Origin of the sequence: Sphingomonas sp. PvP056 (assembly GCF_040549155.1) — a bacterium.
Classification (GTDB): Bacteria; Pseudomonadota; Alphaproteobacteria; order Sphingomonadales; family Sphingomonadaceae; genus Sphingomonas.
On the sequence record NZ_JBEPST010000006.1, the window covers coordinates 116570 to 142699 of the forward strand.

Below are 26130 nucleotides of genomic sequence, written 5' to 3' on the forward strand. Positions count from 1 at the left end.
AATCCTGGTTAGTCACTGCCCCCCAAACGGGGATAAGGGTAGGCCACTTATCCTAGCGCTGCCCCGCCCGGCGCATCGGCATCGCGTCGATCGTCGCGACCAACGTGGACGCGTCGATCGGCTCGGAGCGGCGCAGCGCGGCGTGGCCATCCTTGCCGACCAGCACCACGCCGAACGCCGCCTTGGGCAAACGCCACCGTTCGCGCAAAGCCGCGGCAGTGTCGGCAGCGCCGCGCACCGTGTCCCCGGTCAGCGCTACCACCGTGACGTCGCGATCGGCGAGGTCCTTGGTCATCCCCGCCAGTGCGGCGTCCTGCGCGACCCTGCGCGCATCCGCCGCGCTTGGAGCGGCGACGATCAGCACCCGGCGCTGGTGGCGCATGTCCGCCACCGTCATCGAAGCCATCATCGCCGCCAGCACGATCATCCGAACGCGCGCTTGATCAGGTCGGTGGTCGACACGTCGAATTCCTGACCACCCGCATCCGCAGCCTTGGCCATTTCCTTGCCGAGCTCGACGCCGAACTGGTCGAACGGGTTGATCCCGATCAGCACCGCATTCACGAACACGCGCTGTTCGTAGAAAGCGATCAGCGCACCCAGCGTCCGCGCGTCGAGATCGTCGAGGAGGATCGTCGACGACGGGCGATCGCCCGAATAGCTGCGCGCGGCGTCGTCGTTCGGGCGGCCCTTCATCAGCGCGGCCCCTTGCGCGAACGCGTTGAGCAGCAACTGGCGATGATGATCCTCCGCCAGCGTATCGCCCGCCTCGATCACTGCGACGAACTCGACCGGCACGAGGTGCGTGCCCTGGTGGAGCAGCTGGAACACCGCATGCTGCGCATCGGTGCCCACGCCACCCCAGGTGATCGGCGCGGACGGGCCCTTGAGCGGCTCGCCGTCGATCGTCACGCCCTTGCCGTTCGATTCCATCTCGAGCTGCTGGAGATAGGACGGGAGCAACCGCAACCGCTCGTCATAAGCGAAGGTCGCGCGCGTCTCGGCGTGGCGGTTGTGCGTGTAATAGAGGTCGGCAAACGCCGCGAGCACCGGCGCATTGTGCGCGAGCGAAGTCTGGCGGAAATGCCGGTCCATCTCGCCGGCACCCTCGAGCATGTCCGAAAAATCGTCCCAGCCGAGCGCGAGCGCCGCGGGGAAGCCGATCGACGACCACAGCGAGTACCGGCCCCCGACACTCTCGGCGAACGGCAGCACGCGCGTTTCGTCGACACCCCATTCGACCGCCTTGTCGGGGTCGGCGGTCAGCGCGATGACCTTGCCGTACACGTCGTCGACGCCGCCTTCGCCCATCCACTGCAACACCGATTCGGCGTTGAGCATGGTCTCCTTGGTGGTGAAGGTCTTGGACGCGACGACCAGCAACGTCGCGGTCGGATCGAACTTGGCGAACGCTTCCTCGAGCGCGCAGCCGTCGACGTTGGAGACGATTGCGACATCGTAGCGGCCGGACTCGCGCCCTAGCGCATCGACGAGCAGATCGGGGCCAAGCGCCGAGCCACCGATGCCGACGTGGAGCACATGGCGAATCTCGCCAAGCGCACCGCCCTCGATCGCGTCGATCAACGCGCGCATCCGCGCATGCAGGATGCGTGCGGCGGCGACATCGTCCTCGGAACCCTCGCCACGCTCGGCGACATGCGTCACGGCGCGGCCTTCGGTGGTGTTGATGACCTTGCCCGAGAACAGCGCCTCACGCTTGCCGTGCAGGTCCTGCGCCTTGGCGAGCGCCTCGAAGGCAGTAACCGCCTGTTCGGTCAGATGCGTCTTCGACCAGTCGAAATGAATCCCCGCGACGTCGACGGTGAAGCGCGCGAGCCGCTCGGCATCGTCGGCGAACAGGGTTTCAAGCCGGGGGCTGGGAAGCCCCTCGATCGCGGTCCAGTCGGCTGCCATGAGTACCTCGTTGCTTGTAGGGGTGGATCGAATCCCGGTGTAGATCGCCCTAACGGCGCCCAGTTACAACCGCCAGCTTGACGACACGCTCCGCCGCCCGCAAACCGCGCGCTATGCCCGACATCGAACCCGCGCCCGTTCCGCTTGGCCAAGCGGTCCCTCGCAAGACCAAGCCCCGCCAGTCGGAAACGCGCGAAACGCTGAGCTTCTTCCTGAAGCTCGCGATCGTCGTGTTCGTGTTCCGCAGCTTCATCTTTGCGCCGTTCAGCATCCCGTCGCAATCGATGCTGCCGCGGCTGTACATCGGCGATTACCTGTTCGTGTCCAAGTGGAACTACGGCTATTCGCGCTGGTCGCTGCCGTGGGGCGTGCCGCTGATCCCCGGTCGGATCCTGCCGCGTGACCCGACGCGCGGCGACGTCGTCGTGTTCCGCGGCCCTCCGGGCGAGGACCATGACGTGATCAAGCGCGTGATCGGCCTGCCCGGCGACAGCGTGCAGATGCGCGGGGGTCAGGTGTTCCTCAACGACAAGGCGATCCCCAAGGTGCGGATGCCCGACTTCACCATCCCGCTGTCGCCCAATTATCCGGGCGGGACCGAATGCCCTGGCGAATTCATGGATTCCGACGCCGCAGGCACGCCGATCTGCCGCTATCGCCAGTTCCGTGAGACGCTCCCGAACGGCAAGAGCTACGCCGTGCTCGACCGTGGCGAGATGCCGAGCGCCGATGATACCGCAGTGTACAAGGTGCCCGCGGGCCATGTCTTCGTGATGGGCGACAACCGCGACGACAGCGGCGACAGCCGGTTCGACCCGCCGCAGGGCATGGGGTTCGTGCCGATGGAGCGGATCGAGGGCAAGGCGGTCGTGTCGTTCTTCTCGACCGATGGCTCGGCCAGCTGGCTGCTGCCGTGGACCTGGTTCAGCGCGGCGCGCTGGTCGCGGGTCGGGGAAGGTTTTTGAGCGTAGCCTTGCAGGACTGGGTGGCCGAGACGTTCGGCCACCGCCCGATCGACCTCGTCCCGTTCGAACGCGCATTGACGCATGGCAGCCAGGCGGCGGCCAATTACGAGCGGCTCGAGTTTCTCGGCGACCGCGTGCTCGGGCTGGTGATGGCGGAATGGCTGTTCGAGCTGTTCCCGAAAGAGCCCGAGGGGGCGCTGTCGAAGCGGTTGAACGCGCTGGTGACGGGCGCGATCTGCGCCGATGTCGCGCGCTCGATTGGCGTGGTGCCGTATCTCAAGCTCGGCAAGCAGGCGCGCGACGATGGCGCGTCGGACAGCGACAATGTGCTGGGCGACGTAATGGAGGCGCTCATCGGCGCGGTCTATCTGGAAGCCGGGCTGGAGGGTGCGCGCCATGCCGTCCGCACCTGCTGGCAGGATCGCGCAAGCCGGCAGCTCGCAGCACCGCAGCATCCCAAATCCGCGCTCCAGGAATGGGCCGCGGCGCACAACCGCAAGGCCCCGACCTATGAAGTGCTGGAGCGCTCCGGTCCGCATCATGCGCCCCGTTTTCGCATGAAGGCCGCGCTCGGCGGGTTTGCGGAGGCCGAGGCGGAGGGGAGCTCGAAGCAGGAAGCCGAGACGGCGGCGGCGACCGCGCTGCTCGAGAAGCTGCGCTAACTTCGCAATTTCACGCCGTCCCGCTTCCCCGGCGAAGGCCGGGGCCCAGTCGCGGAACAGAAAATTGCTGGCGGATGCGCGCAGTTACCTCGGCCATCGCTCCTGGGCCCCGGCCTTCGCCGGGGAAGCGCATTTGGTAGATGATCCACGCTACAAACGAGGCGCAGGTGCTGTTGAAGAAACGGCGCCAATCTCACAATTTCACGCCGTCCCGCTTCCCCGGCGAAGGCCGGGGCCCAGTCGAGGAACAGAAGATTGCTGGCGACTGCGCGTAGTTACCTCCGCCATCACGACTGGGCCCCGGCCTTCGACGGGGAAGCGCATCTGGGAGATGATCCACGCTACGAACGAAGCGCAGGTGCTGTTGGAGAAACGGCACCAATCTCACAATTTTACGCCGTCCCGCTTCCCCGGCGAAGGCCGGGGCCCAGTCGAGAAACAGAAGATGCTGGCGACTGCGCGCAGTTACCTCGGCCATCACGACTGGGCCCCGGCCTTCGCCGGGGAAGCGCATTTGGTAGATGATCCACGCTACGAACGAGGCGCAGGTGCTGTTGAAGAAACGGCGCCAATCTCACAATTTCACGCCGTCCCGCTTCCCCGGCGAAGGCCGGGGCCCAGTCGAGCAACAGAAGATTGCTGGCGGATGCGCGCAGTTACCTCCGCCATCACGACTGGGCCCCGGCCTTCGCCGGGGAAGCAGATAATGAATAAGCGTCTGTAAGCACGGAAGCGCCCCTAGCCCCTCCTCCCTTTGGTTGACGCCCCCGCGACCGCGCGCGTAGGCACGCCCCATGCGTTTCTTCTCAGACAATGCCGCCCCGGTGCACCCCGCCCTGTTCGCCGCGATGGCCGACGCCAACACGCTCGACACCGCCTATGATGGTGACCGCTGGAGCAAACAGCTCGATGCGCGTTTCTCCGAAGTGTTCGAGACACAGGTGCGCGCGCTCTGGGTACCCTCGGGCACTGCGGCGAACTGCCTTGCGCTCGCCGCGATGTGCCCGCCGCACGGCAGCATCATCTGCCACCGCGACGCGCATATCCAGAACGACGAATGCGGCGCGCCCGAATTCTACACCCATGGCGCAAAGCTGTTCCTCGCGGACGGCGACGGTGCGAAGCTGACCCCGGAAACGATCACCGCGGTGCTCGACGCGACCCGCTACGACGTCCACCAGACCCAGCCGCACGCGATCTCGATCACCAATGCGACCGAATATGGCCGGGTCTATTCCCCCGCCGAGGTCGCCGCGATCGGCGAGATCGCCAAGGCGCGCAAGCTCGGGTTGCACATGGACGGCGCGCGCTTTGCAAACGCCATCGCCTCGGTCGACTGCTCGCTCGCCGACATGACGTGGCGCGCGGGCGTCACTGCGCTGAGCTTCGGGTTCATCAAGAACGGCGGAATGAACGCCGAGGCTTTGGTGTTCTTCGACACCGACCTCGCCGACGCGACACTCTACCGCCGCAAGCGCGCCGGGATGCTGCTGTGCAAGGGGCGCTTCCTCGCTGCGCAGTTGCTCGCGATGCTCGAGGGCGATCTGTGGCTCGATCTCGCGCGGAACGCCAATGCGGGCGCGGCGCTGCTTGCACAGGGTGCGGGCGACCGGCTGATCCACCCGACCGAGGCGAACGAGGTGTTCATCCGCGTCACCGCCGAAGAAGCCGCGAAACTCCGCGGCCTCGGGTTCGATTTCTACGACTGGGGCCCCGGCGAGGCGCGGCTGGTCGTTTCTTGGGACCAGCAGCCGGAGGACATCCGCCCGCTCGCCGACGCGATCGCCGCGCTTTGAGTTCCGCGCCCCCCGGCGCCTGGCCACCCCGGTCGAGCCAACTCGCGATCCTGATCCCGTTCGGAATCGTGACGCTGATCTGGGGATCGACCTGGCTGGTGATCCGCGGGCAATTGGGCGTCGTGCCGGCAAGCTGGTCGGTGACCTATCGCTTCCTCGTCGCCGGCATCGTGATGGCGATCTACGCATTGGCGCGCGGGGAACGGATCAAGCTGGACGCGCGCGGATTGCGCTTCGCGGTCCTGTTGGGCCTCGCGCAATTCTGCCTCAACTTCAATTTCGTCTATCGCGCGGAGATGCACATCACCTCGGGACTGGTCGCGGTCGTGTTCGCGTTGATGCTGCTCCCCAATGCGGTGTTCGGGCGGATCTTCCTCGGGCAGCAGCTCGGGCGGCAGCTGATCGTCGGGATGGGCGTCGCGATGGCGGGGGTAACCCTGCTGTTCCTGCGCGAGACGCGCGTCGACCCGCACGGGCCGACCGAAGTGCTGATTGGGATCGGCTTTACGGTGCTCGCGATCTTCTCGGCCTCGACGGCCAACGTGATGCAGGGGACACAGACCGCGCGCGCCTATCCGATGATCCCGATGCTGGCTGTCGCGATGCTGCTCGGCGCTCTGTTCGACGGCGCGTTCGCCTGGATCACCACCGGGCCGCCGGTGTTCGAGCCGACCTTGTCCTATGTCGCGGCAACGCTCTACCTCGGCGTGTTCGCGTCCGCGGTCGCGTTCCCGCTCTATTTCGGCGTGCTCCGCGTGATCGGCCCCGCGAAAGCGGCCTATTCGGGCGTGATGGTGCCGGTGATCGCGATGTGCCTGTCGACGCTGTTCGAGGGCTATCGTTGGTCGGCGCTGGCGGGTGCTGGCGCGGCGCTGGTCATCGGCGGGCTCGTCATCGCGCTCAAGGCACGCAGACCCACGCGATAATCCGGGTAGCGCGGGGTCCAGTACAGCACGCGTTTTGCTTTGAAGTTAGAGATGCGGCGGTTCTCGGCGTAAAATCCCTGCGCCATCGGCGACAGCGTTTCGAGCGCGACGAACGGTGGCGGTTCCATCCCTAGCAGCCGGGCGGCAAAAGCGACGACGTCGTTGGGGCTGGCGGGAACTTCGTCCGCCAGATTATACGCCCCCGCCGGGCCGTTCATCCCCGCGATCACGCCCGATACGATATCCTCGACGTGGCAGCGGCTGAACACTTGCCCGGGCACGTCGACGCGGTGCGAGCTCCCGCGCGCCACGCGGTCGAGCGGGGACCGCCCCGGTCCGTAAATGCCCGGTAGACGAAACACATGCGCGCCCGACGCGAGCCACGCCGCATCCGCCTCCGCCCGCGCGCTGCGGCGGCCGGTGCCGGTCGGGGCGGTCTCGTCGATCCACGCGCCGCCGACGTCGCCATAGACGCCGGTCGAAGAGAGGTAGCCACGCCATGCGTCCGCGCGCAGCAGGTCCGCGCCATAGGTCGTCAGGACGGGGTCGGTCTCGTCTGCCGGAGGAACCGACGACAGGATGTGGCTCGCCACCCTGATCTCACGCCGTACCGCGTCGGCATCATCGAAGCGGATCGTGCCAGCGCGCCCGTCGCGGCTGGTGCCGACGACGCTCCAGCCGTCGCCGCGCAGCCGGTCGGCAAGCGCCTGTGCCGTGTAACCCAGTCCAAAAATCAACAAGCGCATGACGACGTCTTTCGTGGGTGGCGGAAGGTGGCGCGGTAGCCCGAACCCCACAGACGCGCCAACCCTAGCGATAGATCCAGTGCCACACCCCCGCCGCGATCCCCGCAAGCGGCAAATGCGCCCAGGTCGCGACGAGCCAGATCACTACGCCCCCCGCGATGTCATGCGGGCGGAACCCGCCGAACTTCGCGCGGCGCTGTGCGATCGCAACGAACGGCCAGTAGCTCGTCTTGCGTTCCCAGTCGCGCCACAAGTCGGGCTGGAGCGATTCCTTCTTGGCGTCCTGCAGCGCCGCGCCGACCAGCGCGAGCACGATGATCGCGACCGCGACGATGATGTTGGCCGCGATCGGATAGACCGCGATGTGGCACAGCCCCCACAAAGCGAACGCCCACATCATCGGATGGCGGGTGATACTGAACACCCCGCGCGCCGCCGCCGGTGCGGTGGTACCCGGGTTGCCCGGCAGCGCCGGATTGCCGAGCAGCGACCCCATCAGCAGGACGCTCGCGACCAGCATCACCAGCGTCACCGGCCCCCAGATGCCCTCGCCTACCGCCCATAACGGCGCGGTGGCGGGGGCGGTCCGGTAAGCGTGCGCGAGCCAGCCGAGCGTGGCGAAGGCGACCAGCGAGTAGATCCCGAGAAACCCGTTCGCGCCGACCGCCCTGACGATCGGCGCACGGAGTGGATGGGAGAGCACGAAGTGCGAGCCGACGAATGCCGCCGCACTCACGAGAACCACTGCCGTGCCGTCCATGCCCCTACCCCCCGGTTATTTGACCCCGTGCATCCACTTCTTGAGCGGCCACGACAGGACCAGCAATACCACGCCCAGCGCGATCGCGACCTGTGCAATCGTCGTGAAGGTGCCGGTATAGGTGTCGAGGCTGACCTTGAGGTTGGTGACCTGCCCGCCGACCGTGTCGACGCTGGCGAACTGCGCGACGATCCCGGCGACATATTGCGCGCAGCTGATCGACAGGAACCACACGCCCATCATCAGCCCGACGATCCGCGCGATCGACAGCTTGGTGATCATCGACAGGCCGACCGGCGAGATGCACAATTCCGCCAGCGAGTGGATCAGGTAGAGCCCCGCGAGCCACCAGACACCGACTTGGAACCCCGGACCGGCATAGCCGGCGCCCAGCACCAGGAACAGGAAGCCCAGCCCCACGCCGATCAGCGCGATCCCGAACTTGACCGGGATCGACGGCTCGATCCCGCGCTTGGCGAGCGTCGTCCACAGGATGCTCATGATCGGCGCGAAAGTGACGATGAAGAAGGCGTTGAAGAACTGCGTCTGCGGCGCGGAGATCGCGAAATCGCCGAACAGCCGCAGATCGGTGTTACGGTCGGCGAACAGCGTCAACGACGAGCCCGCCTGTTCGAACAGCGTCCAGAACACGACGTTGAACACGATCAGCACCATCGCCGCGAGCATCATCTGGAACTCGCGCTTGTCGCCGATCACGAACGACCAGATCAGGATCGCGGGGATCCCGATCAGGAAGGTCCCGAACAGCAATTTGCCCATCAGCGACAACGACGCGAGATAGCCGACGAAGCCCGACCCCGGCACCGGCGGCACCGCGTTCATGAGATTGACGAACAGGAAATACAGCACCGGCACCGCGATCAGCGCACCGATGAAGATCGGGATCGTCCGGTCGGGTCCGGTGCGGACCGGGGGTTCGCCATACCCGTTGAGCTTGCCGCCATCGAACTGGATCAGCGTGAACGAAATCAGCATCCCGATCGCCGCAAGCCCGAAGCCCGCCCACCAGCCGAACGTCGCCGCGAGGATCGGGCACAGGATCTGCGACCCGAGCGACCCGACGTTGATCCCCATGTAGAAGATCGTGAACCCGGAATCGCGTCGTCGATCGCCTTGCGCGTAAAGTTCACCGACCATGGTCGAGATGTTGGGCTTGAAGAAGCCGTTGCCGACCGAAACGAGGCTGAGTGCGATCAGCATGATCGTGACGAACAGCGGGCTGCGCTCGGCGTCCGACTTGAAGCCGTCCTTTGCGATCGTCCGCGCGGTGCTGCCGTCGGCGCCGAGCAGCGAGACGGTGCCGTCGTCATTGCCCTTCACCTGCAGGCGCTTGCCCTGGTCGGTGATGAAGCGCTGCTCGGTCCCGGCGTTGGTTTCGACCGTGACGTTGTAGCGCTGCCCGTCGATCGTCGCGAACGGCACCGCGGTCTGCCCGCCGAAGCAGAGCGTGAAATACCCCACCGCCATCATGATCGCGCCGAACTTTACCGAGCGCTTCGAGCCGAGATACTGGTCCGCGAGATACCCGCCGACGAGCGGGGTCAGATACACCAGCGCGGTGAACCCGCCGTAGAGGCCAGTCGCGGCGCGGTCGCCGAAGATGAAATGCTTGGTGAGATACAGCGTGAGCAACGCGCGCATGCCGTAATAGCCGAAGCGCTCCCACATTTCGGTGGTGAACATCCGCGCGAGCTGGCGCGGATGACCGAACCACGTCTCGCCCGCTGCCGGATTGACATGGGAAATATCCGGCTCGCGCGGGGTATCCGCGGTCGGGGTGTCCACCATGTACAAACTCCTGAAAATGTCGTGGCGCCGGCGATTGTGGCGCGTTTGGTTGCGGGCGAGACTAACGTCAATCGCAAGTGTGTAAATATGCGGCGTACCGCGTTAAGGGCAAAGCATGTTCAATGATCGCACAACCCCGCTCTCGCTCCTCGCCACCCGCCGCTCGGGCAAGCCGCGCGATCTGGTCGCGCCTGGGCCCGACGCCGCCGAGCTCGAGACGATCCTGACGATCGCCGCGCGCACGCCGGATCACGGCAAGCTTGCGCCGTGGCGCTTCGTCGTGGTCGCACCCGAGCAGCGCGCAAAGCTGGCCGAAGTGATTACCACCGCCTATCGCGCCGAGCGTCCACAGGCTGGCGCGACCGAGCTTTCTTCGCTGGTGCAGTTCGCGGAACAGGCGCCCACTCTGGTGGTCGTGCTGTCCTCGCCCAAGACCGAAAGCCACATTCCACTGTGGGAACAGGAAATGTCGGCGGGCGCTGCGTGCATGAACCTGCTGCACGCAGCGCATGCGCTTGGCTATGCCGGCGGGTGGTTGACCGGCTGGCCGAGCTATTCGAGTGCGGTCCGCGATGCGTTCGGCGCAGATCCGGAACGGATCGCCGGGTTCATGTTCCTTGGAACGCCCTCACGGCAATTAGACGAGCGTCCACGTCCCATTCTGGAAAACATTGTTACAAAGTGGAACCATTAAAAGACTGGACATGACAGGCCTGTGCTGTATTATATCAGCATGACAGCCCTGAACAGCGAAGACTCGCCCGTGTACATCAAGCTGCGCGGGACGATTTCGGCCGCGATCCTGCGCGGCCAATTCCGCGCGGGGGATCAGCTTCCCTCGGTCCGCGCGCTTGCCGCCGAACATGGTGCCAATCCGCTGACCGTCGCCAAGGCGTATCAAAGCTTTCAGGACGACGGCTATGTCGAGGTTCGGCGTGGCGTCGGGATGTTCGTCCTGCCCGGCGCGGCGGAAAAACTGCGCGCCGCCGAACGCACGCATTTCCTTGAGACGAGCTGGCCGCGGATTGCCGCGCATATCGACCTGCTCGGGCTCGATGTGGCGGATCTGCTGGAGCGCGAGAAGGCGTAAGGAAGCATCGGATACAATACGCTTCCCCGGCGAAGGCCGGGGCCCAGTCGAGGAACGAAGGATTGCTGGCGGATGTGCGCCGTTACCTCGGCCACCGCTCCTGGGCCCCGGCCTTCGCCGGGGAAGAAGCGAGTGAGGAAGGAAGGGAGTCCCCCTTTCCCTACTCCGCAACCACCCCGAGTGCCGCAACCTCCTCCGCCGACAGCGTGATCCCGAACATCATGCTCAACCGCAGCCGGTACACGCGCGGGTCGGTGATGACCGCCTCGGTCGAATCCGCGCCCGCCCGACGCCGATAGGTCGAGTCAGTCAACGAGGCGAAGCCGTTGGGCAGGACGATGCTGACGATCCGTGCCTGGCGGAAGCGGCCGCCGGGCGCGGTCGAGGTCCAGTGGTTGCTCAGCGCGAGGTCGGCATCGTACACCAGCCGCGTATCGAAACTGTACTGCGGCTGGAATCCCGCCCCCGCCCCGCGCCCGTCGGTGGTCGCGGCATCGCCGTCGCGCAACAGCATCCAGCCATGCTCGCCCGCCCGGTCGAGCCGGAACAAGGCGCCGTCGGGCGCGGTCGCCTGTGCGCCGTCGATCAGCGGCATCGGCGGGGTGTAGCTGCCGCCGAAACCGGGATCGGCGATCCACTGCTCTTCTCCGAGCGTCACCAGGCTGAGCGTATGGGTCAGGGCGGGCACATCGCTCGCGCCGAGCCAGACGCGCGCCAGCAACGGGCGCGCGTCGAACCCGAGCGCGTGCAGCGCATCGAGGAAAAGCCGGTTGTGCTCGAAACAATATCCTCCGCGCGCCGCACCCACCAGCTTGGCGAAGACCGACGCACTGTCGATCGCGATCGCGCGCCCCAGCCGCACGTCGAGATTCTCGAACGGGATCGCCAACCGGTGCGCGCGTTGCAGCACGCCAAGGCCAAGATGATCGACCGAGGGCCGTGCGGGGAGGTGAACGCGCGCGAAATAGGCGTCGAGGTCGAACACAGCGTCGTTCATGCGGCGAACGCCTCGGGCGCGATCGAATAGAGCACGCTCGCATCCGCCATCGCGGCGGCCTTCAATCCCATCGCCTCGGGGACGATCTGCGCGACGTAGAAGCGCGCGGCGGCGACTTTCATGGCGAGGAAGTCGCGGTCGCCCTCGGCGTCCGCTGCGATCCGGCCCTGCCGCTCCATCAGCCAGCCGCACACCGCGACCGACAGCATCGTCAGGAACGGATAGCTCGCCGCGAGCTTGTCGTCGGCGTCGAGCGTCGCCAGCCGCCGCCCCACCTCGTCGCAGGCGTCGATCAGCGCGTTCAGCCCGCTGTCCTGCGCCTCGGCGCGCATATCGGCGATCAGGCGGGCGAAGACGCCGCCATTGTCCATCGATAGCTTGCGCCCGACTAGATCGGCGGCCTGGATCCCGTTGGTACCCTCGTAAATCGGGGTGATGCGCGCATCGCGGAAGAACTGCGCCGCACCCGTTTCCTCGACATAGCCCATCCCGCCGTGGATCTGGATGCCGAGGCTCGCGACTTCATTGCCGAGATCGGTGCCATGCGCCTTGGCGAGCGGGGTCAGGATATCGAGCCGCTCCTGCCCGCCAGCTTCGCCGAGCGTCGCGCGATCGACCTGCGCCGCGGCGTAATAGACCAAAGCACGCGCCGCTTGGGTCTGCGCCTTCATGCGGAGCAGCATGCGGCGGACGTCGGGATGCTCGACGATGCGGACGGGGGCTGCATTGCCCGAGCCCGCGCGCGCCGACTGGACGCGGTCGAGCGCATAGCCGACCGCCGCCTGAGTCGCTGCCTCGGCGACCTGAACGCCCTGGAGGCCGACGTTGAGGCGCGCGTTGTTCATCATCGTGAACATCGCACGGATGCCGCCGAACTCGGCACCGATCAGCTCGCCGACGCAATCGTCCTGGTCGCCGAAGCTCAGCACGCAAGTCGGAGACGCGTGGAGGCCCATCTTGTGCTCGATCGAGACGACGCGGACGTCGTTGAAATCACCGGGGTTTCCGTCCGCGTCGAGGCGGTATTTGGGGACCAGGAACAGCGAGATCCCTTTGGTCCCAGCGGGCGCACCGGGGGTGCGCGCGAGGACGAGGTGGACGATGTTGGGCGCCATGTCGTGATCGCCGAACGAGATGTAGATCTTGGTACCCTTGATCAGGAACGTGCCGTCTCCCCGCGGGGTGGCGGTGGTGCGGAGTGCCCCCACGTCGGAGCCCGCCTGCGGTTCGGTCAGGTTCATCGTGCCGGTCCATTCGCCGGTCGCGAGGTGGGGGAGATACAGCGCCTGCTGTTCCGGCGAGCCATGATGCGCGAGCGCTTCGATCGCGCCAACCGTCAGCGTGGGGGCGAGCGCGAAGCCCATGTTGGCCGCGCCCAGCGTATCGAGCACCGCGGTCTGGATCGCGAAGGGGAGCCCCTGCCCGCCGAATTCCTCGGGAACGCCGATCGTGCCCCAGCCGCCCTCGACGTAATCGTGATACGCCTTGATGAACCCGTCGGGCATGACGACGCCTTCCGGGGTCCATTTCGCGCCGACCGTGTCGCCGGTGCGGAGCAATGGCGCCCATTCGCCGACCGCCAACTGCCCAACACCTTCGAGCACCGCATCGACGACATCGTCGCTCGCGGCGGCGAAGCGTTCGGTCGCGGCGAGATCGGCAATCCCGACGATATGGTCGAGCACGAAACGCTGGTCGGCGGTGGCTGGAGTGAACACGGGCGGCATCCTCTTATCGCGCAGGTTTGTGCGGGCTATAGCGCCGCATGATGACCGCGCCAAACCCGCCGATGCAGACGCGAACCTTACCCTACGGTGCCGTAGCGATCGCCGAGGCCGCCGCGCTGATTCGCGCAGGGCAGCCGGTCGCGATCCCGAGCGAGACGGTCTACGGACTCGCCGCCGACGCGACCGACTCGGGGGCGGTTGCGAGGATCTATGCGGCCAAGGGGCGGCCGAGTTTCAACCCGCTGATCGTCCATGTGCTCGATCTCGCGGCGGCGGAGCGGATCGCGGTGTTCGATTCAACCGCGCGCGCCTTGGCGGCGGCGTTCTGGCCGGGGCCGCTGACGCTGGTGTTGCCGGTGCGTACCGATGCGGGGATTGCGTCGCTGGTGACCGCGGGGCTTGCGACCGTTGCGATCCGGGTGCCTGCGCACCGGGCGATGCGCGCGCTGATCGAAGCGGCTGGGGTGCCCCTCGCTGCGCCGTCCGCCAATGCGAGCGGCGCGATCAGCCCCACGCGCGCGGCGCATGTTGTGGCGTCGCTGGGTGGGCGAATCGCGCTGGTGGTGGATGATGGCGCGACCGAGGCTGGGGTGGAGTCTACGATCGTTTACGGGTTGCAGGTGTTGCGGCCTGGGCCGGTGACGGCAGAGGATCTAGCGCGGTTCGGGGATATTCCCCCCGCCCCCCCATTGCACTTCCCCGGCGAAGGCCGGGGCCCAGTCGAGGGCGATGTGCAAGCGAGTACTGCGCTCTCTTCCGACCCGGCCACTCCTGGGCCCCGGCCTTCGCCGGGGAAGCAAGGAGAAGACGGGGAAGCGGCAATCATCACCGCCCCCGGCCAGCTCGCCAGCCATTACGCACCGAACAAGCCACTCCGGTTGAACGCGACCGAGGCGGAGGCTTCCGAATATCTCATCGGGTTCGGCGAAGTCGCGGGCGACACTACGCTATCGGCGCATGGCGACCTGACGGACGCCGCCGCTGCCTTGTTCGACGCGCTCCACCGCGCCGACGCTTCCGACCGCGCGCGCATCGCGATCGCACCGATCCCGTCGGATGGCATCGGCACCGCCATCAACGACCGCCTGCGCCGCGCCGCGCATCGGGACTAGCCGTCACCGGTCGCAAGACCGGTGACGGGCAGAGTCCCACAATACCCGAGTGCGCTTCCCCGGCGAAGGCCGGGGCCCAGTCGAAGGCGGTCGGCAAGCACGTGCTGCGCTCTCTTCCGACCGGCCCGCTCCTGGGCCCCGGCCTTCGCCGGGGAAGCGCGAAAACGCAGAGGGGGCAGGCAATCGACGATCGCCTGCCCCCCGCCCCCACACCGCGTTACGCCGAGACCGTCTTCGACCGTTCCGCAAAGCTCTTGCGCAGCTTTGCCAGCTTGGGCGGAATCACCGCCATGCAGTACGGATTGCGCTGGCCTTCGCTGTCCCAATAATCCTGGTGATAGTCCTCGGCCTCATACCACTCCGTCAGCGGTTCGATCGTCGTGACGATCGGCGCGGGCCAGTCCTTTGCCGCACGCTCCATCGCCGCACGCGCTTCGGCGGCCTGCTCGTCCGAATGCGGGAAGATCGCCGAGCGATATTGCGTGCCGACGTCATTGCCCTGGCGGTTGAGCGTCGTCGGGTCATGCGTTGCGAAGAACATGTCGAGGATGTCGCCATAGCGCACCTGATCGCTGTCGAAGGTCACGCGGATCGCCTCGGCATGGCCGGTATCGCCGCCGCTCACCTGCTTGTAGGTCGGGTTGGCGACCTTCCCGCCAATATATCCGCTCTCGACGCTTTCGACGCCGATCACGTCCTTGAACACCGCTTCGGTGCACCAGAAACACCCGCCTGCCAGCGTTGCGACTTCGCTTGCCATCATTCGCTCCTTGTTTAGGGGTCTAAGATAGGTACGGCGGCAGGCGACAAAAGGGGACGGCGATGCTTGACGGTTCGGTGCTGGTGACGGGGGGCGCAGGCTATATCGGTAGCCATGCGGTACTGGCGCTGCTCGATGCGGGGCACAAGGTCGTCGTCTACGACAATCTGACGACCGGGTTCGACTGGCTGGTCGATCCGCGCGCAACGCTCGTGCGGGGCGAGATCGAGGACGACATGCTGGTCCGCGCGACGATGCGCGATCACGGTGTCCGCGCGGTGATGCATTTCGCGGGGTCGATCATCGTCCCCGAATCGGTGAGCGACCCGCTCAAATATTACCGCAACAACACGGTCGCGAGCCGCGCGCTGATCGAGAGCGCGGTCGTTTCGGACGTGAAGCACTTCATCTTCTCCTCGACCGCGGCGACCTATGGTACGCCCGAGCGCGTGCCGGTCGCGGAAGGCGACCCGACCGTGCCGATCAACCCGTACGGCACCTCCAAGCTGATGACCGAGGCGATGCTGCGCGACGTCGCGGCGGCGCATCCGATGAATTACGCGGCGCTGCGCTATTTCAACGTCGCTGGCGCGGACCCGGCGGGGCGCACCGGCCAGTCGACGATCGGCGCGACGCACCTGATCAAGATCGCGGTCGAGGCGGCACTCGGCAAGCGTGCGACGGTCGGGGTCTATGGCACCGATTACGCCACCCCCGACGGCACCGGGGTGCGCGACTATATCCATGTCAGCGATCTCGCGGCGGCGCATGTCGCGGCGCTCGACGTGCTGATCGCCGAACCGACCCGCAGCCACACGCTCAACGCGGGCTATGGCAAGGGGTTCTCGGTGCTCGAGGTGCTCGATGCGGTCGACCGGGTGACCAACCGCAAGCTCGAGCGCGTGGTGGAGGGTCGCCGCGCGGGCGACGCGGGGGAACTCGTCGCGGACAATCGCGCGATCCTGGCGACGCTCGACTGGACGCCGCAGCGCGCCGACCTGGACGTGATCGTGCGCGATGCGCTGGCATGGGAACGCAAGCTGAGCGAGCGGGAGTAGGCACCGCCATTGTTACCGCTTCCCCGGCGAAGGCCGGGGCCCAGGAGCGAAACGGTGGACGTCGAAGCACTGCGCTTCGTTACCTCGACCACTTCGACTGGGCCCCGGCCTTCGCCGGGGAAGCAGCATGGGTATATCGCCGCTCAGATCGTCTTGCTGATCCCGAACAGGAACCCGCGCCGCGCGCCGAACTGCGGTGCGCCCACCCCGACGCCGGATCCGTCGCGGATCTGGTACACATGGTCGCCGACGTTGATGATGTCCGCGCGGATCTCGATCCCCGGGCCGGCGAAATTGTGGCTCGCGGTCAAATTGACCACCGCAAAGGGCGGCAGCTTGGCGCCATTGGGGACATCGCCATCGCGACGCAGCCCCGATCCGTAGAGCATCGACGCCCCGACCCGCGTATCGCGCAGGAAGCCCTGCTCGATCCGGTAGGACGCACCCGCCGAGGCGGTCCACGTCTGGTCGTGGTCGAGATAGATCGACCGGCTGGCGATCGTCGCCAGATCGGCGGGGTCGAAGTTGAACTGCGAGGAGACGATGTTGGTCCCCTGCGCCTTGGCATAGGCAAGGTTGCCGTACAGCGACAGGCCGTGCGCGGCGTAGCTGATATTGCCCTCGACCCCCTTGATCGTCCCGCGCGCATAATTGAACGGCGTCAGGATGATCGGCGCGCCGAACTGGCCTTCGTCGAGCAGATTGTAAGACTTGCGATAATAGCCATCGAGCCCGACCGTCACCGTAGGCGACAGCTTCCACTGCCCGCCCACATCGAAATAGTCCTGCTTCTCGGCATAAGGGGTGTCGGTCAGCGGCGGGGAGACGCCGTCGTCGCCGGGGGCCTGCGCGCTGGTGCCGCGGAACTTGAGCACGCTGGTGGTGGCGACGTTGCTGAACGGCGGCGGCGAGAAATAGCGCGAATAACCGGCGTGGAGCGCAAGCCCCTCGACCGGGGTCAGCACCGCGTTGACGCGCGGAGAGAAGGCGCTCTCGGCGCGGTAGCCGTTATAATGATCGAACCGGCCGCCAAAGTTGACGATCAGCGGGTCGGCGATCTTCCATTCGTCCTGCAGATAGACGCTGTAGGTCATCTCGGTCGCGCTACCGTTATCGATCACCGTCACCGGCTCGCCAAGCTGCGCACCCGCGTCGTCGACCTGAAATACCTGGGTCGAGGTACGGCTGTTGTTGCGGTCGCGTGCGATGATCACGCCGCCGCGCAACGTGTGCGCGGGGCTCAGCCGATAGGCCCCCTCGATCTGCCCGCCGAAGGTGAAGTCGCGCTTGTACGCATTCTGCGCGAGCCCGTTGAACAGCAATTCGCCGAGCACGTCGGGGGTGTAGCGCAGCGCCGAATAGCGCGCGAACAGTGAGGCCTGGAGCGTCAGCGGCCCGGAATCGTGGAGCAGGCTGGCGAGCGCGAAGGCGGTCTGTTCGTGCTGGCGCTCGTCGAGGTCGTTGCTCAGGAAATCGCTGACGCCGCCGACGCTATAGCCGCTGTCGGGGCGAAGCCCGCGTGGATTGGGGATCTGGTAGCTCTGGTCGGCATAGCCGCCGATCAGCGATACGCGGTTGTTCACATCCAGCGTGTGGTCGAGATAGACGAAGCCCTGATATTGGTCGGTCTTGTCGTGCAGCGGGGTGCGCCCGGAATCGACCGGGTCGATCCCGTTGTTGCTGTGCTTGTAGCTGCCGGTGACGAAGTAATTCGTCTGGCCGGTCGAGCCGCCATATTCGATGCTCGGCTGGATCGTGTCGTTGGTCCCGCCGTAGATTTGCGCGACGCCGCTATTGTCGAAATGGCTCTTGGTGGTGATGTCGATGATGCCTGCGGTGCGCAGACCATATTGCGCGGGAAGCGCGCCGGTGCGCAGGTCGAACCGCTCGACGATGCGCGGGCTGAGCGTCTGGCCGAACACCGAGACGCCTTCGGGCAGGATCGTGCCGTTGATGCGATATTGCAGATTGTTGTGATCGTCGCGCACATGGAACTGCCCACCGCCGTCCTGCACAACCCCCGGCAATTGCAGCAGGATCTGGTTCAGCGGGAGATTGTCGCCACCGGGGAGCGCCTTGATCTGCGCCGCGGTGATCGAATAGGTCGTCGCGCCCAAGCTCGGCTGGATCGACGCGCGCGCCGCATCGAGACGACCGGTGACGACGATGTCGGGGCCCCCGGCCTTGTTCGCCGCGGTATCGGCAGGCGACGCCGCAGTGGTCGGCGCTGGTGCCGGGTCGACCTGCTGCGCAGGCTCGGCGGCGAAAGCGGCGGCGGGAAAGGCAAAGGACGCGGCGACGCTGGACAGCAGAAGGAATCGGTTCATGCGGGAGACGGCCTTTTTAGAACATCTTGGTCGGGTGCTATGACGGCCCGGTACATGTGATGAGATAAAGTATCAAGGCCGAGTCATCGTCTCCCGGAACGATTCGGCCCTGACGCTCCCGCCATGCGCAACCTGCGTGGCGGGAGCCACCTTGCGGGGGGATGAACGGGGTGGCTTACCGCCCCCTTCCGAAGGTGACCGCTGCGGCCAGCGCCACCGAAGCCGCGATCGCGACGGCGGTCTCGGTGAGCGAATGGCTGTTCCACTGCCACACCTCGAGTCCGGCATAGCCCGGCATGTTCGCCCGCCGCCCGGCACCGAATTGCTCGATCCACTGATATTCGCGCTGGGTGATCTCCCGCATGATGCACACCGCGCTTCCCGCGAAACAGCCGGTCCACACCGACGCGCGCGTCGGCGCGCCCAGTGCGCGCGCGATGACCCAGCACAGCAGCTGAACCCCGATCGCCACGGGAACATGCGCCAGCATCGCGCCGGCGCCCTCAGGCGACCGCGTCGAGCCCGCCGGCCTTCACCAGCGCATCGATCCCGACGAGCTGCTCGAGCAGCGCTTCCAGCCGGTCGAGCGGCCAGCTGTTGGGGCCATCGGACAATGCCTGGTCAGGATCGGGATGCGATTCGATGAACAGCCCCGACACCCCCGCCGCGACCGCCGCGCGCGCCAGCACCGGCACGAACTCGCGCTGCCCGCCCGATCGGTCGCCCTGCCCGCCCGGCAATTGCACCGAATGCGTCGCGTCATACACCACCGGGCACCCGGTATCGCGCATGATCGCGAGGCTGCGCATGTCGGACACGAGGTTGTTGTAGCCAAAGCTCGCGCCGCGTTCGCACATCATGAAATTGTCGGTCGGCACCCCTGCCGCCGCCGCCGCCGCGCGTGCCTTGTCCGCGACATGCCGCATGTCGCCGGGGGCAAGGAACTGGCCCTTCTTGATATTGGCGGGCTTGCCCGATGCCGCGACCGCCGCGATGAAATCGGTCTGGCGCGCGAGGAACGCCGGGGTCTGCAGCACATCGACGACGTCTGCGACCATCTTGACCTGATCCTCGCTATGGACGTCGGTCAGGATCGGCAGCCCGGTTTCGGTGCGGACCTTCTCCAGGATGCGCAGCCCCTCCTCGATTCCCGGGCCGCGGAACGACGCGCCGGAGCTGCGGTTGGCCTTGTCGAACGAGCTCTTGTAGATCAGCAGGACGCCCAGCCGGTCGGCGATCTTGCGAAGCTGCGTCGCGGTGGAAAGCGCGAACGACTCGCTTTCGATGACGCACGGGCCGACGATGAAGAAGATCGGCTCGGCCGGCCCGATTTCACGCCCACACAACTGCATTATGCTTTTTCCCTTGCCACGCGCGGAACCTGTCTCTCTAGCAATGCGCTTTGCCGCAGTGCGGCGATCTGTGGCGTCGTTTGGCTGGATGTCAACGCGATAACACTTTAGTTGTAGGTCGATATTACCCTGTCGCCTGGAACTGCGAGGAACATATGCAAGCAATCGCTGCAAAGGTCTTGGACGATTCGGGCTTGCTGTCCGCACTCCGCACGACGCGGATCGAGATGGACGCTCTCCAGTCGCTGTCCGAGGCATTGCGGGTTGCGCCACTCCGCGACAGCTTTCTGGAGACCGTGGCGATCCTCAGCAAATTGTCCGGCCGCCTGATTGTCACCGGCGTCGGCAAGAGCGGGCTGGTCGGGCGCAAGATTGCCGCGACGATGGCCTCCACCGGGACCCCGGCGTTGTTCCTCCATTCCAGCGAAGCGAGCCACGGCGACCTCGGCATGATCAGCGCCGGCGACGTCGTGCTGGCGCTGAGCTGGTCGGGGGAGACCGCCGAACTCGGCGCGATCATCACCTATTGCCGTCGTTTCGGGGTCACGCTGATCGTCGCGACCGCGCACCCGGAGAGCACCGCCGGGCGCGCCGCCGACGTCTGCCTGGCATTGCCGAAAGTCCGCGAAGCCTGCCCCAACGAACTCGCGCCGACCTCCTCGACCGTCGTCCAGGCGGTGCTGGGCGACGCGCTCGCGGTGGCGCTGACCGAGCAGCGCGGCTTCTCACGGTCGGACTTCTTCGTTTTCCACCCGGGCGGACGTCTTGGCGCGCAATTGACCACGGTCGTGCAATTGATGGCCGAATCGAGCGAAGTGCCCAAGGTCCGGCTCGGCGCGACGCTGCTCGACGCGACGATGGAAATGAGCCGCAAGCGGTACGGCTGCACCGCGGTGGTCGATCATCACGACCGGCTGGTCGGGGTCTTCACCGATGGCGATCTGCGGCGCAGCTTTGCAAGCGAACGGCTCGCCGACGATATCGGCGAGCATATGACGCCGACGCCGATCACGGTCACGCCCGACACACTGACGTCGGATGCGTTGCGAATCCTCAACGACAATGCCGTCTCGGTGCTGTTCGTATGCGAGGATTCGCGACCGGTCGGCGTGATCCACCTGCACGACATCCTGCGGGCAGGCGTTGTCTGAGATTTCGCGCGACTTGACCCCCACCAACCCGATCCCCGCCAACCCGATCCCGGCCGACCTCATCGTCGTCCCGGCCCGCTTCGGGTCGAGCCGCTTGCCGGGGAAACCCCTGATCGAGATTGCTGGCCGAACGCTCCTGTCGCGCGTCGTCGCGATCGCGCGCGAAGGGGCTGCGCGCGCCGGGAACGTCGACGTCGTCGTCGCGACCGACGACCAGCGAATCCACGATCATGCGCAAGCGCTCGGCTGCGCGGCGGTGATGACCGATCCGGATATCTCGTCGGGCTCGGGCCGCGCCTGGGCGGTCGCGCGCGACCGCGCCGTCGCCCCGCCGATCGTCGTCAACCTCCAGGGCGACGCGCCGTTCGTCCAGCCCGCGCTGATCGAGGCGCTGATCGCTGCTCTGCGTGAATCGTCCTGCTCGGTCGCCACCCCGGTCGTCCAGCTTCCCTGGCCCGCGCTCGATACGTTGCGCCAGCACAAGACCGTATCGCCGTTCAGCGGCACGACCTGCACCCGCCGCGAGGACGGGCGCGCGCTGTGGTTCTCGAAGACCGTGATCCCCGCGATCCGCGACGAGCAGCGGTTGCGCGAGCGCGAGCCGCTGTCGCCCGTGTTCCGCCATATTGGGCTGTACGCGTACCGCTTCGATGCGCTGCGGCGGTTCGAGGCGACGCCGCCCACGCTGTACGAACGACTCGAGGGGCTCGAGCAACTGCGCTTCCTCGAAACGGGCGAGCCGATCCTGACGGTCGCGGCGGATGCGATGCCGCACACCATGTCGGGGATCGACACGCCTGCCGATCTCGCGATGGCGGAGCGGCTGATTGCGGAATACGGCGAACCCCAGTCTTCGTGGATCTGAGCGTTTATGGGTCTGAGCGTCTTCATCGTCCGGCATGGCAATACGTTCGCGCCGGGGGAACCCGCGCGCCGGATCGGTGCGGCGACCGATCTTGCCCTCGTCGAGAGCGGAGTCGCGCAGGCGGAAGCGTTGGGCCTTGCATTTGCGCGAGCCGGGATCGGCTTCGACCGCGCGCTGGCGGCGCCGCTGCGGCGGACGCGATCGACGATCGCGGGGATCCTCGCGCATCAGCCCGCCGCGCTGCAGGTCGAGCCCGCGGACTGGCTGACCGAAATCGACCACGGTCCTGACGAGGCAAAGCTGGAACCCGAGGTGATCGACCGGATCGGCGAAGCCGCACTCGCGCGGTGGGACCATGCGGCGGAAGCACCCGAAGGCTGGATCGTCGATGCAGATCGCCGGATCGCGGGATGGCGCGATCTGTTTGCAACCGCGCAAGGGCGCATCCTGATCGTGACGAGCAACGGCGCGGCACGGTTCGCGCTGCTGGCGGACGAGGGTCTTCAGCGTCAGGCCAGCGCGCTGCCGACGCTCAAGCTGCGGACCGGCGCCTATGGCGTGATCGAGCGCGACGGGCACGGGCTTCGCCTTGCCGCCTGGGACCAGCGGCCATGAGCGGCGCCGCCTTGCCGCCACTGTTGCGCGCGTCCCCCTTCCCCGACGGCGGCGTGTCCGTCACGCGCGACGGTGCCGACCGCGCGCCGGATTTGTCGCACGCGGCGATCGACCATCTGTTCGCATCGATCCGCACGGCGCGGGTTGGCGGATGCTTCTGGGGCACGCCTTCGCCCGACCCGATCGCGGTCGTGCTACGCACCCGCAAGCCCAGCGAAGATGCAGCGGCGCGCGCGCTGTTGCCCGCCCCCGAACAGGCGACCGCGCAGCGCATCGCGGCCACCCCGCGTCGAAGCGAGTCGCCGACCGATCCGTGGTCACTGCTCCCCGGCATGACCGCCTTGGTCGCGCACGGCGACGACGAATGGATCGCGCTCGCCGCGATCGCGGGGGTGCGGGTGCATCTGCTGTCCGCGGGACGCTTCGGGGCGCCTGGCGACGATGTCGGGACGTTGCGGCGGACCGTTGCGCAGCATTTGGCGGGTACGCGCTACCGCGATCCGTTCACTGGCGAACCGACCGACCTGACCGCAACGATCGCCACCCTCGGCGATTGGCGACAGACGTTCGCGGGAAACCGCAACATCGTCGCCGGGTGTGGTTTTAGCTGGTGGAAGCGGCATGAAATCGCGCGATTCCTGTTCACGCCCGAACACGGATTGCGTTTTTTCCGCTCCGAACGGCGTGCTTTGGCGTGGGCCGCGCGCACCGGCGGTGCGGTCGCGATCTGGCCGTCGCGCGTTTCCGACGCGATGGTCGCGCAGGCCGACGCCGACGGAGTGCCGCTGGTGCGCGTCGAGGACGGGTTCGTCCGGTCGGTCGGACTCGGCAGTAATCTGGTGCCGCCGTCGTCGGTTACGGTCGACTGGCGCGGGATTCATTACGACCCCAGCCGCGCGAGCGACCTCGAGACCCTGCTCGCGACCGCCGACTTCCCGCCCGAGATGCTCGCGCGCGCGGCACGGTTGCGCGACACGATCCTGGCGGCGGGGATCAGCAAATATGGCAGCGATACAGCGCATTGCTTCCCGGATCGTCAACCCGGACGCCGGCTGGTGCTGGTCCCGGGGCAGGTCGAGGACGACATGTCGGTGCGGCTCGGCGGCGGCGGACTGGCGAGCAATCTCGAATTGCTGCGCCGCACCCGCGCGCGCGAACCCGACGCCGAAATCTGGTTCCGCCCCCACCCCGACGTCACCGCAGGCCACCGCGTCGGCGTCGTCGCCGAGTCGGATGCACTGCACTATGCCGACCGCGTCGTCGTCGGCGGCGGGATGGCACCCCTGCTCGATCTGGTCGACGGCGTCCACGTGCTCACCTCGCTGACCGGGTTCGAGGCGCTGTTGCGCGGTCGCGACGTCACCTGCCACGGTACGCCTTTCTATGCGGGCTGGGGGGTTACGTGCGACCTTGGCCATATTCCCGATCGCCGTGGTCGCACGTTGAGCGTGCTGGACCTGATCGCTGCGGTCCTGATCGCTTATCCGCGCTACCTCGATCCGGCGACGAGCCTGCCCTGCTCGCCCGAAGTGCTGATCGGCCGCATGGGGCAAGGGGCCACACACAACCGACTCGGCTGGGTCAGCCGACTGCGCCAGGCGCAAGGACGCCTGATGGGAGCGAAGACATCGTGACGAAGCGCGTGATTCTCGATATTTCGCGCCTGATCTCGCGTGCGCGGCATCACACTCCCTCGGGCGTCGACCGGGTCGAGATGGCCTATGCCCGCGGGTTGCACGACCGGCTCGGCGACCGGCTCGATTTCGCCGCGGTCCATCCGCTGGCAGGCTATGGCCGGCTGCCGTCCGAGACCGCGCTGCGCTACCTCGACCTGCTCGAACGCCGCTGGGATTCGGAAGGCGGCGGGGTCGAGCAGCGCTCGCTGCGCGAAACCGTGCCGTTGTTGATGACGCTGCTCCCCAAGCCCGGTCGCGCGACTCCCGGCGGCGTCTATGTCCAGGCGTCGCCACATCACCTGACCCGGCCCGCGCTCGTCCAGCGCATCCTCGCGCGCGAGCAGGCACAATTTCTGTGCCTGGTGCATGATCTGATTCCGATCGAATATCCCGAATATGCGCGCCCCGACGGTGCCAGCCTGCATCAACGGCGAATCGAGACGATCGCCGCTTATGCCGATGGCGTGATCGTCAATTCGGCGGCGACGGGCGATTCGATGCGTCCGTGGATCGCGCGGAGCGGACGCGATGTCGCGATCCACGTCGCGCTGCTCGGCACGCAGGTCATGCCCACGACCGCCACGCCGATCGCGGTGCCCGATGTGCCCTACTTCCTCTGCGTCGGCACGATCGAGCCGCGCAAGAATCACCTGCTGCTGCTCAACCTGTGGCGGACCTTCGCTGAGACGTTGCCGCAAAACGAGATCCCACGGTTGATCATCGTCGGTCGGCGCGGGTGGGAGAATGAACAGGTGATCGACATGCTCGAACGCTGCCCGTCGCTCCGTGGCCATGTCGAGGAGCGCAACGGCTGTTCGGATCAGCATCTCGATGCGTTGCTGCGCGGCGCCCGCGCGCTGGTGCTGCCGTCGTTCGCCGAGGGGTACGGCATGCCGGTCGCCGAGGCGCTCGCCGTCGGCACGCCGGTCATCTGCAGCGACCTGCCCGCGCTGCGCGAAGCGGGAGGATCGGCGCCGGACTATCTGGATCCGCTCGATGGGCCGGCCTGGCGGCGGACCATTTTCGACCATTTCAACGCCGGGCCAATGCATGCTGCGCAACTGGAGCGGATCCCCGCCTATCGTCCCCCAACATGGGCGCAGCATGTGGACATCGTCATCGCGGCGATCGACGCGCTACAGCGGTGAACGGACCGGGCCGCTGGCCCGATCGTTTACGCGCGCTTCTTTTTCTTGGGGATATACGTCCCGAACACGCGATCCCACAGGATCGCCGTGATCGCGAAATTGCCTTCCTGCTTGGCATAATGGTGCCGGATGTGATGCTGACGCAACGCCCCCAGGATCCGGCCGCGCATCGGAAACTGATGGCAGGCATAGTGCGTCACGTCATAAACGACGTAGCCGATCCCGAACCCGACGAAGAGCACCGACCCAGCGTCGCCGATCATCTGGACAAACAGGAACCACACCCCGCACGAGATCAACACGCTGACGACCGGCGGCATGATGTTGCGATACGGATCGCCAGGCATCGAATGATGGTTGCCATGCGCAATGAAGATCAGCCCGCGCCCCCATTCCGAAGTGAACTTCAGATGGAAGACGAAGCGATGCATGATGTATTCGAACAGCGTCCAGATCAGCACGCCGAGCGCAACCAGCGCGATCGACATGCCGAAGCTCGTCACGCCCCAACTGGCGTAGATCGCAAAACCGAGAAAGATCGTCCAGGTGACGGCGAAGGCCGCCGGCGAAATCAACGTGAACCGTTCTAGGAAATCATTCCGAAACAGCCGAATGCGGGTAACATCGGACCTGTTATTCATCATAGGCAGGCCTCGCAAATTCACAGTCCAATA

Annotated in this window: 25 protein-coding genes; 13 read left to right on the forward strand and 12 right to left on the reverse strand. The window is 66.6% G+C overall.

The window, feature by feature from the left end:
* Positions 1-52: 52 nt before the first annotated feature.
* Together ABIC17_RS14875 and pgi are read right to left on the reverse strand one after the other, a co-directional pair.
* On the reverse strand, positions 53-427 hold the full coding sequence (locus tag ABIC17_RS14875; RefSeq protein ID WP_354283032.1) for a DUF4174 domain-containing protein: 375 nt from the start codon (positions 425-427) through the stop codon (positions 53-55).
* A complete protein-coding gene (gene pgi, locus ABIC17_RS14880) occupies positions 424-1914 on the reverse strand; it encodes a glucose-6-phosphate isomerase (RefSeq protein WP_354283034.1) in 1491 nt (496 codons plus the stop codon). Before pgi ends, ABIC17_RS14875 begins: the two co-directional genes overlap by 4 nt.
* A gap of 113 nt (positions 1915-2027) precedes the next feature.
* On the opposite strand from pgi, the gene lepB reads away from it, so the two are divergent.
* The 4 genes from lepB to ABIC17_RS14900 all read left to right on the forward strand — a co-directional run bounded on the left by lepB (position 2028) and on the right by ABIC17_RS14900 (position 6263).
* Entirely contained in the window at positions 2028-2879 is an 852-nt protein-coding gene (lepB, locus tag ABIC17_RS14885; RefSeq protein WP_354283036.1) for a signal peptidase I, read from the forward strand.
* Positions 2876-3541, forward strand: coding sequence for a ribonuclease III (rnc, locus tag ABIC17_RS14890; RefSeq protein ID WP_354283038.1), 666 nt, complete (start codon positions 2876-2878; stop codon positions 3539-3541). The genes lepB and rnc overlap by 4 nt, the downstream gene beginning before the upstream one ends.
* Positions 3542-4335: 794 nt before the next feature.
* Positions 4336-5337 (forward strand): threonine aldolase family protein, encoded by a 1002-nt coding sequence (locus tag ABIC17_RS14895; RefSeq protein WP_354283040.1) that lies wholly within the window; start codon positions 4336-4338, stop codon positions 5335-5337.
* Positions 5334-6263 carry a DMT family transporter gene (locus tag ABIC17_RS14900; protein WP_354283042.1) on the forward strand — a complete coding sequence of 310 codons (930 nt, stop codon included), beginning with the start codon at positions 5334-5336 and terminating at the stop codon, positions 6261-6263. The genes ABIC17_RS14895 and ABIC17_RS14900 overlap by 4 nt, the downstream gene beginning before the upstream one ends.
* Here ABIC17_RS14900 and ABIC17_RS14905 read toward each other — a convergent pair.
* The 3 genes from ABIC17_RS14905 to ABIC17_RS14915 form a co-directional block, all read right to left on the reverse strand.
* Positions 6173-7009: a Rossmann-fold NAD(P)-binding domain-containing protein gene (locus ABIC17_RS14905; protein ID WP_354283044.1), complete on the reverse strand. Its 837-nt coding sequence runs from the start codon at positions 7007-7009 to the stop codon at positions 6173-6175. The genes ABIC17_RS14900 and ABIC17_RS14905 overlap by 91 nt on opposite strands.
* Before the next feature lie 64 nt (positions 7010-7073).
* Positions 7074-7769: an NnrU family protein gene (locus tag ABIC17_RS14910; protein ID WP_354283046.1), complete on the reverse strand. Its 696-nt coding sequence runs from the start codon at positions 7767-7769 to the stop codon at positions 7074-7076.
* 15 nt (positions 7770-7784) lie between these two features.
* Positions 7785-9578 (reverse strand): peptide MFS transporter, encoded by a 1794-nt coding sequence (locus tag ABIC17_RS14915; RefSeq protein WP_354283048.1) that lies wholly within the window; start codon positions 9576-9578, stop codon positions 7785-7787.
* A gap of 115 nt (positions 9579-9693) precedes the next feature.
* Here ABIC17_RS14915 and ABIC17_RS14920 point away from each other — a divergent pair, with 115 nt between their 5' ends.
* Together ABIC17_RS14920 and ABIC17_RS14925 are read left to right on the forward strand one after the other, a co-directional pair.
* On the forward strand, positions 9694-10272 hold the full coding sequence (locus ABIC17_RS14920) for a nitroreductase family protein (protein WP_354283050.1): 579 nt from the start codon (positions 9694-9696) through the stop codon (positions 10270-10272).
* A 39-nt stretch (positions 10273-10311) separates the two neighbouring features.
* Positions 10312-10668, forward strand: coding sequence for a GntR family transcriptional regulator (locus ABIC17_RS14925; RefSeq protein WP_242139790.1), 357 nt, complete (start codon positions 10312-10314; stop codon positions 10666-10668).
* Positions 10669-10828: 160 nt separating this feature from the next.
* Here ABIC17_RS14925 and ABIC17_RS14930 read toward each other — a convergent pair whose 3' ends face one another.
* Both ABIC17_RS14930 and ABIC17_RS14935 read right to left on the reverse strand, forming a co-directional pair.
* On the reverse strand, positions 10829-11665 hold the full coding sequence (locus tag ABIC17_RS14930; protein WP_354283053.1) for an arylamine N-acetyltransferase family protein: 837 nt from the start codon (positions 11663-11665) through the stop codon (positions 10829-10831).
* Complete coding sequence (locus ABIC17_RS14935; RefSeq protein ID WP_354283055.1) at positions 11662-13392, reverse strand: acyl-CoA dehydrogenase family protein; 1731 nt, start codon at positions 13390-13392, stop codon at positions 11662-11664. Before ABIC17_RS14935 ends, ABIC17_RS14930 begins: the two co-directional genes overlap by 4 nt.
* A 38-nt stretch (positions 13393-13430) precedes the next feature.
* On the opposite strand from ABIC17_RS14935, the gene ABIC17_RS14940 reads away from it, so the two are divergent.
* Positions 13431-14504: an L-threonylcarbamoyladenylate synthase gene (locus ABIC17_RS14940; protein ID WP_354283057.1), complete on the forward strand. Its 1074-nt coding sequence runs from the start codon at positions 13431-13433 to the stop codon at positions 14502-14504.
* Positions 14505-14721: 217 nt separating this feature from the next.
* On the opposite strand, the gene msrA is transcribed toward ABIC17_RS14940, so the two are convergent.
* Positions 14722-15264 carry a peptide-methionine (S)-S-oxide reductase MsrA gene (gene msrA, locus ABIC17_RS14945; protein ID WP_354283059.1) on the reverse strand — a complete coding sequence of 181 codons (543 nt, stop codon included), beginning with the start codon at positions 15262-15264 and terminating at the stop codon, positions 14722-14724.
* A gap of 62 nt (positions 15265-15326) precedes the next feature.
* Between msrA and galE the strand changes: the two genes are divergently transcribed.
* Positions 15327-16322, forward strand: a complete 996-nt coding sequence (gene galE / locus ABIC17_RS14950) for a UDP-glucose 4-epimerase GalE (RefSeq protein ID WP_354283061.1) — start codon at positions 15327-15329, stop codon at positions 16320-16322.
* Between the two features lie 143 nt (positions 16323-16465).
* On the opposite strand, the gene ABIC17_RS14955 is transcribed toward galE, so the two are convergent.
* The 3 genes from ABIC17_RS14955 to kdsA form a co-directional block, all read right to left on the reverse strand.
* Entirely contained in the window at positions 16466-18649 is a 2184-nt protein-coding gene (locus ABIC17_RS14955; protein WP_354283063.1) for a TonB-dependent receptor, read from the reverse strand.
* Positions 18650-18824: 175 nt separating this feature from the next.
* Entirely contained in the window at positions 18825-19139 is a 315-nt protein-coding gene (locus ABIC17_RS14960) for a hypothetical protein (protein WP_354283065.1), read from the reverse strand.
* A gap of 13 nt (positions 19140-19152) precedes the next feature.
* Complete coding sequence (kdsA, locus tag ABIC17_RS14965) at positions 19153-20001, reverse strand: 3-deoxy-8-phosphooctulonate synthase (RefSeq protein WP_354283067.1); 849 nt, start codon at positions 19999-20001, stop codon at positions 19153-19155.
* Positions 20002-20156: 155 nt separating this feature from the next.
* Here kdsA and ABIC17_RS14970 point away from each other — a divergent pair, with 155 nt between their 5' ends.
* From ABIC17_RS14970 to ABIC17_RS14990, 5 genes are read left to right on the forward strand one after another with little or no spacing between them, the layout of a single operon-like run.
* The gene (locus ABIC17_RS14970) at positions 20157-21152 is read left to right on the forward strand and encodes a KpsF/GutQ family sugar-phosphate isomerase (protein ID WP_354283069.1); all 996 of its coding nucleotides are present in this window, start codon (positions 20157-20159) and stop codon (positions 21150-21152) included.
* A gap of 1 nt (position 21153) precedes the next feature.
* A complete protein-coding gene (locus tag ABIC17_RS14975; RefSeq protein ID WP_354283368.1) occupies positions 21154-22017 on the forward strand; it encodes a 3-deoxy-manno-octulosonate cytidylyltransferase in 864 nt (287 codons plus the stop codon).
* 6 nt (positions 22018-22023) lie between these two features.
* The gene (locus tag ABIC17_RS14980; RefSeq protein ID WP_354283071.1) at positions 22024-22632 is read left to right on the forward strand and encodes a histidine phosphatase family protein; all 609 of its coding nucleotides are present in this window, start codon (positions 22024-22026) and stop codon (positions 22630-22632) included.
* Entirely contained in the window at positions 22629-24266 is a 1638-nt protein-coding gene (locus ABIC17_RS14985; protein WP_354283073.1) for a capsular polysaccharide export protein, LipB/KpsS family, read from the forward strand. Before ABIC17_RS14980 ends, ABIC17_RS14985 begins: the two co-directional genes overlap by 4 nt.
* Positions 24263-25456 carry a glycosyltransferase family 4 protein gene (locus ABIC17_RS14990; RefSeq protein ID WP_354283075.1) on the forward strand — a complete coding sequence of 398 codons (1194 nt, stop codon included), beginning with the start codon at positions 24263-24265 and terminating at the stop codon, positions 25454-25456. The genes ABIC17_RS14985 and ABIC17_RS14990 overlap by 4 nt, the downstream gene beginning before the upstream one ends.
* A gap of 26 nt (positions 25457-25482) precedes the next feature.
* On the opposite strand, the gene ABIC17_RS14995 is transcribed toward ABIC17_RS14990, so the two are convergent.
* Positions 25483-26097, reverse strand: a complete 615-nt coding sequence (locus ABIC17_RS14995) for a sterol desaturase family protein (RefSeq protein ID WP_354283077.1) — start codon at positions 26095-26097, stop codon at positions 25483-25485.
* Positions 26098-26130: the final 33 nt, after the last annotated feature.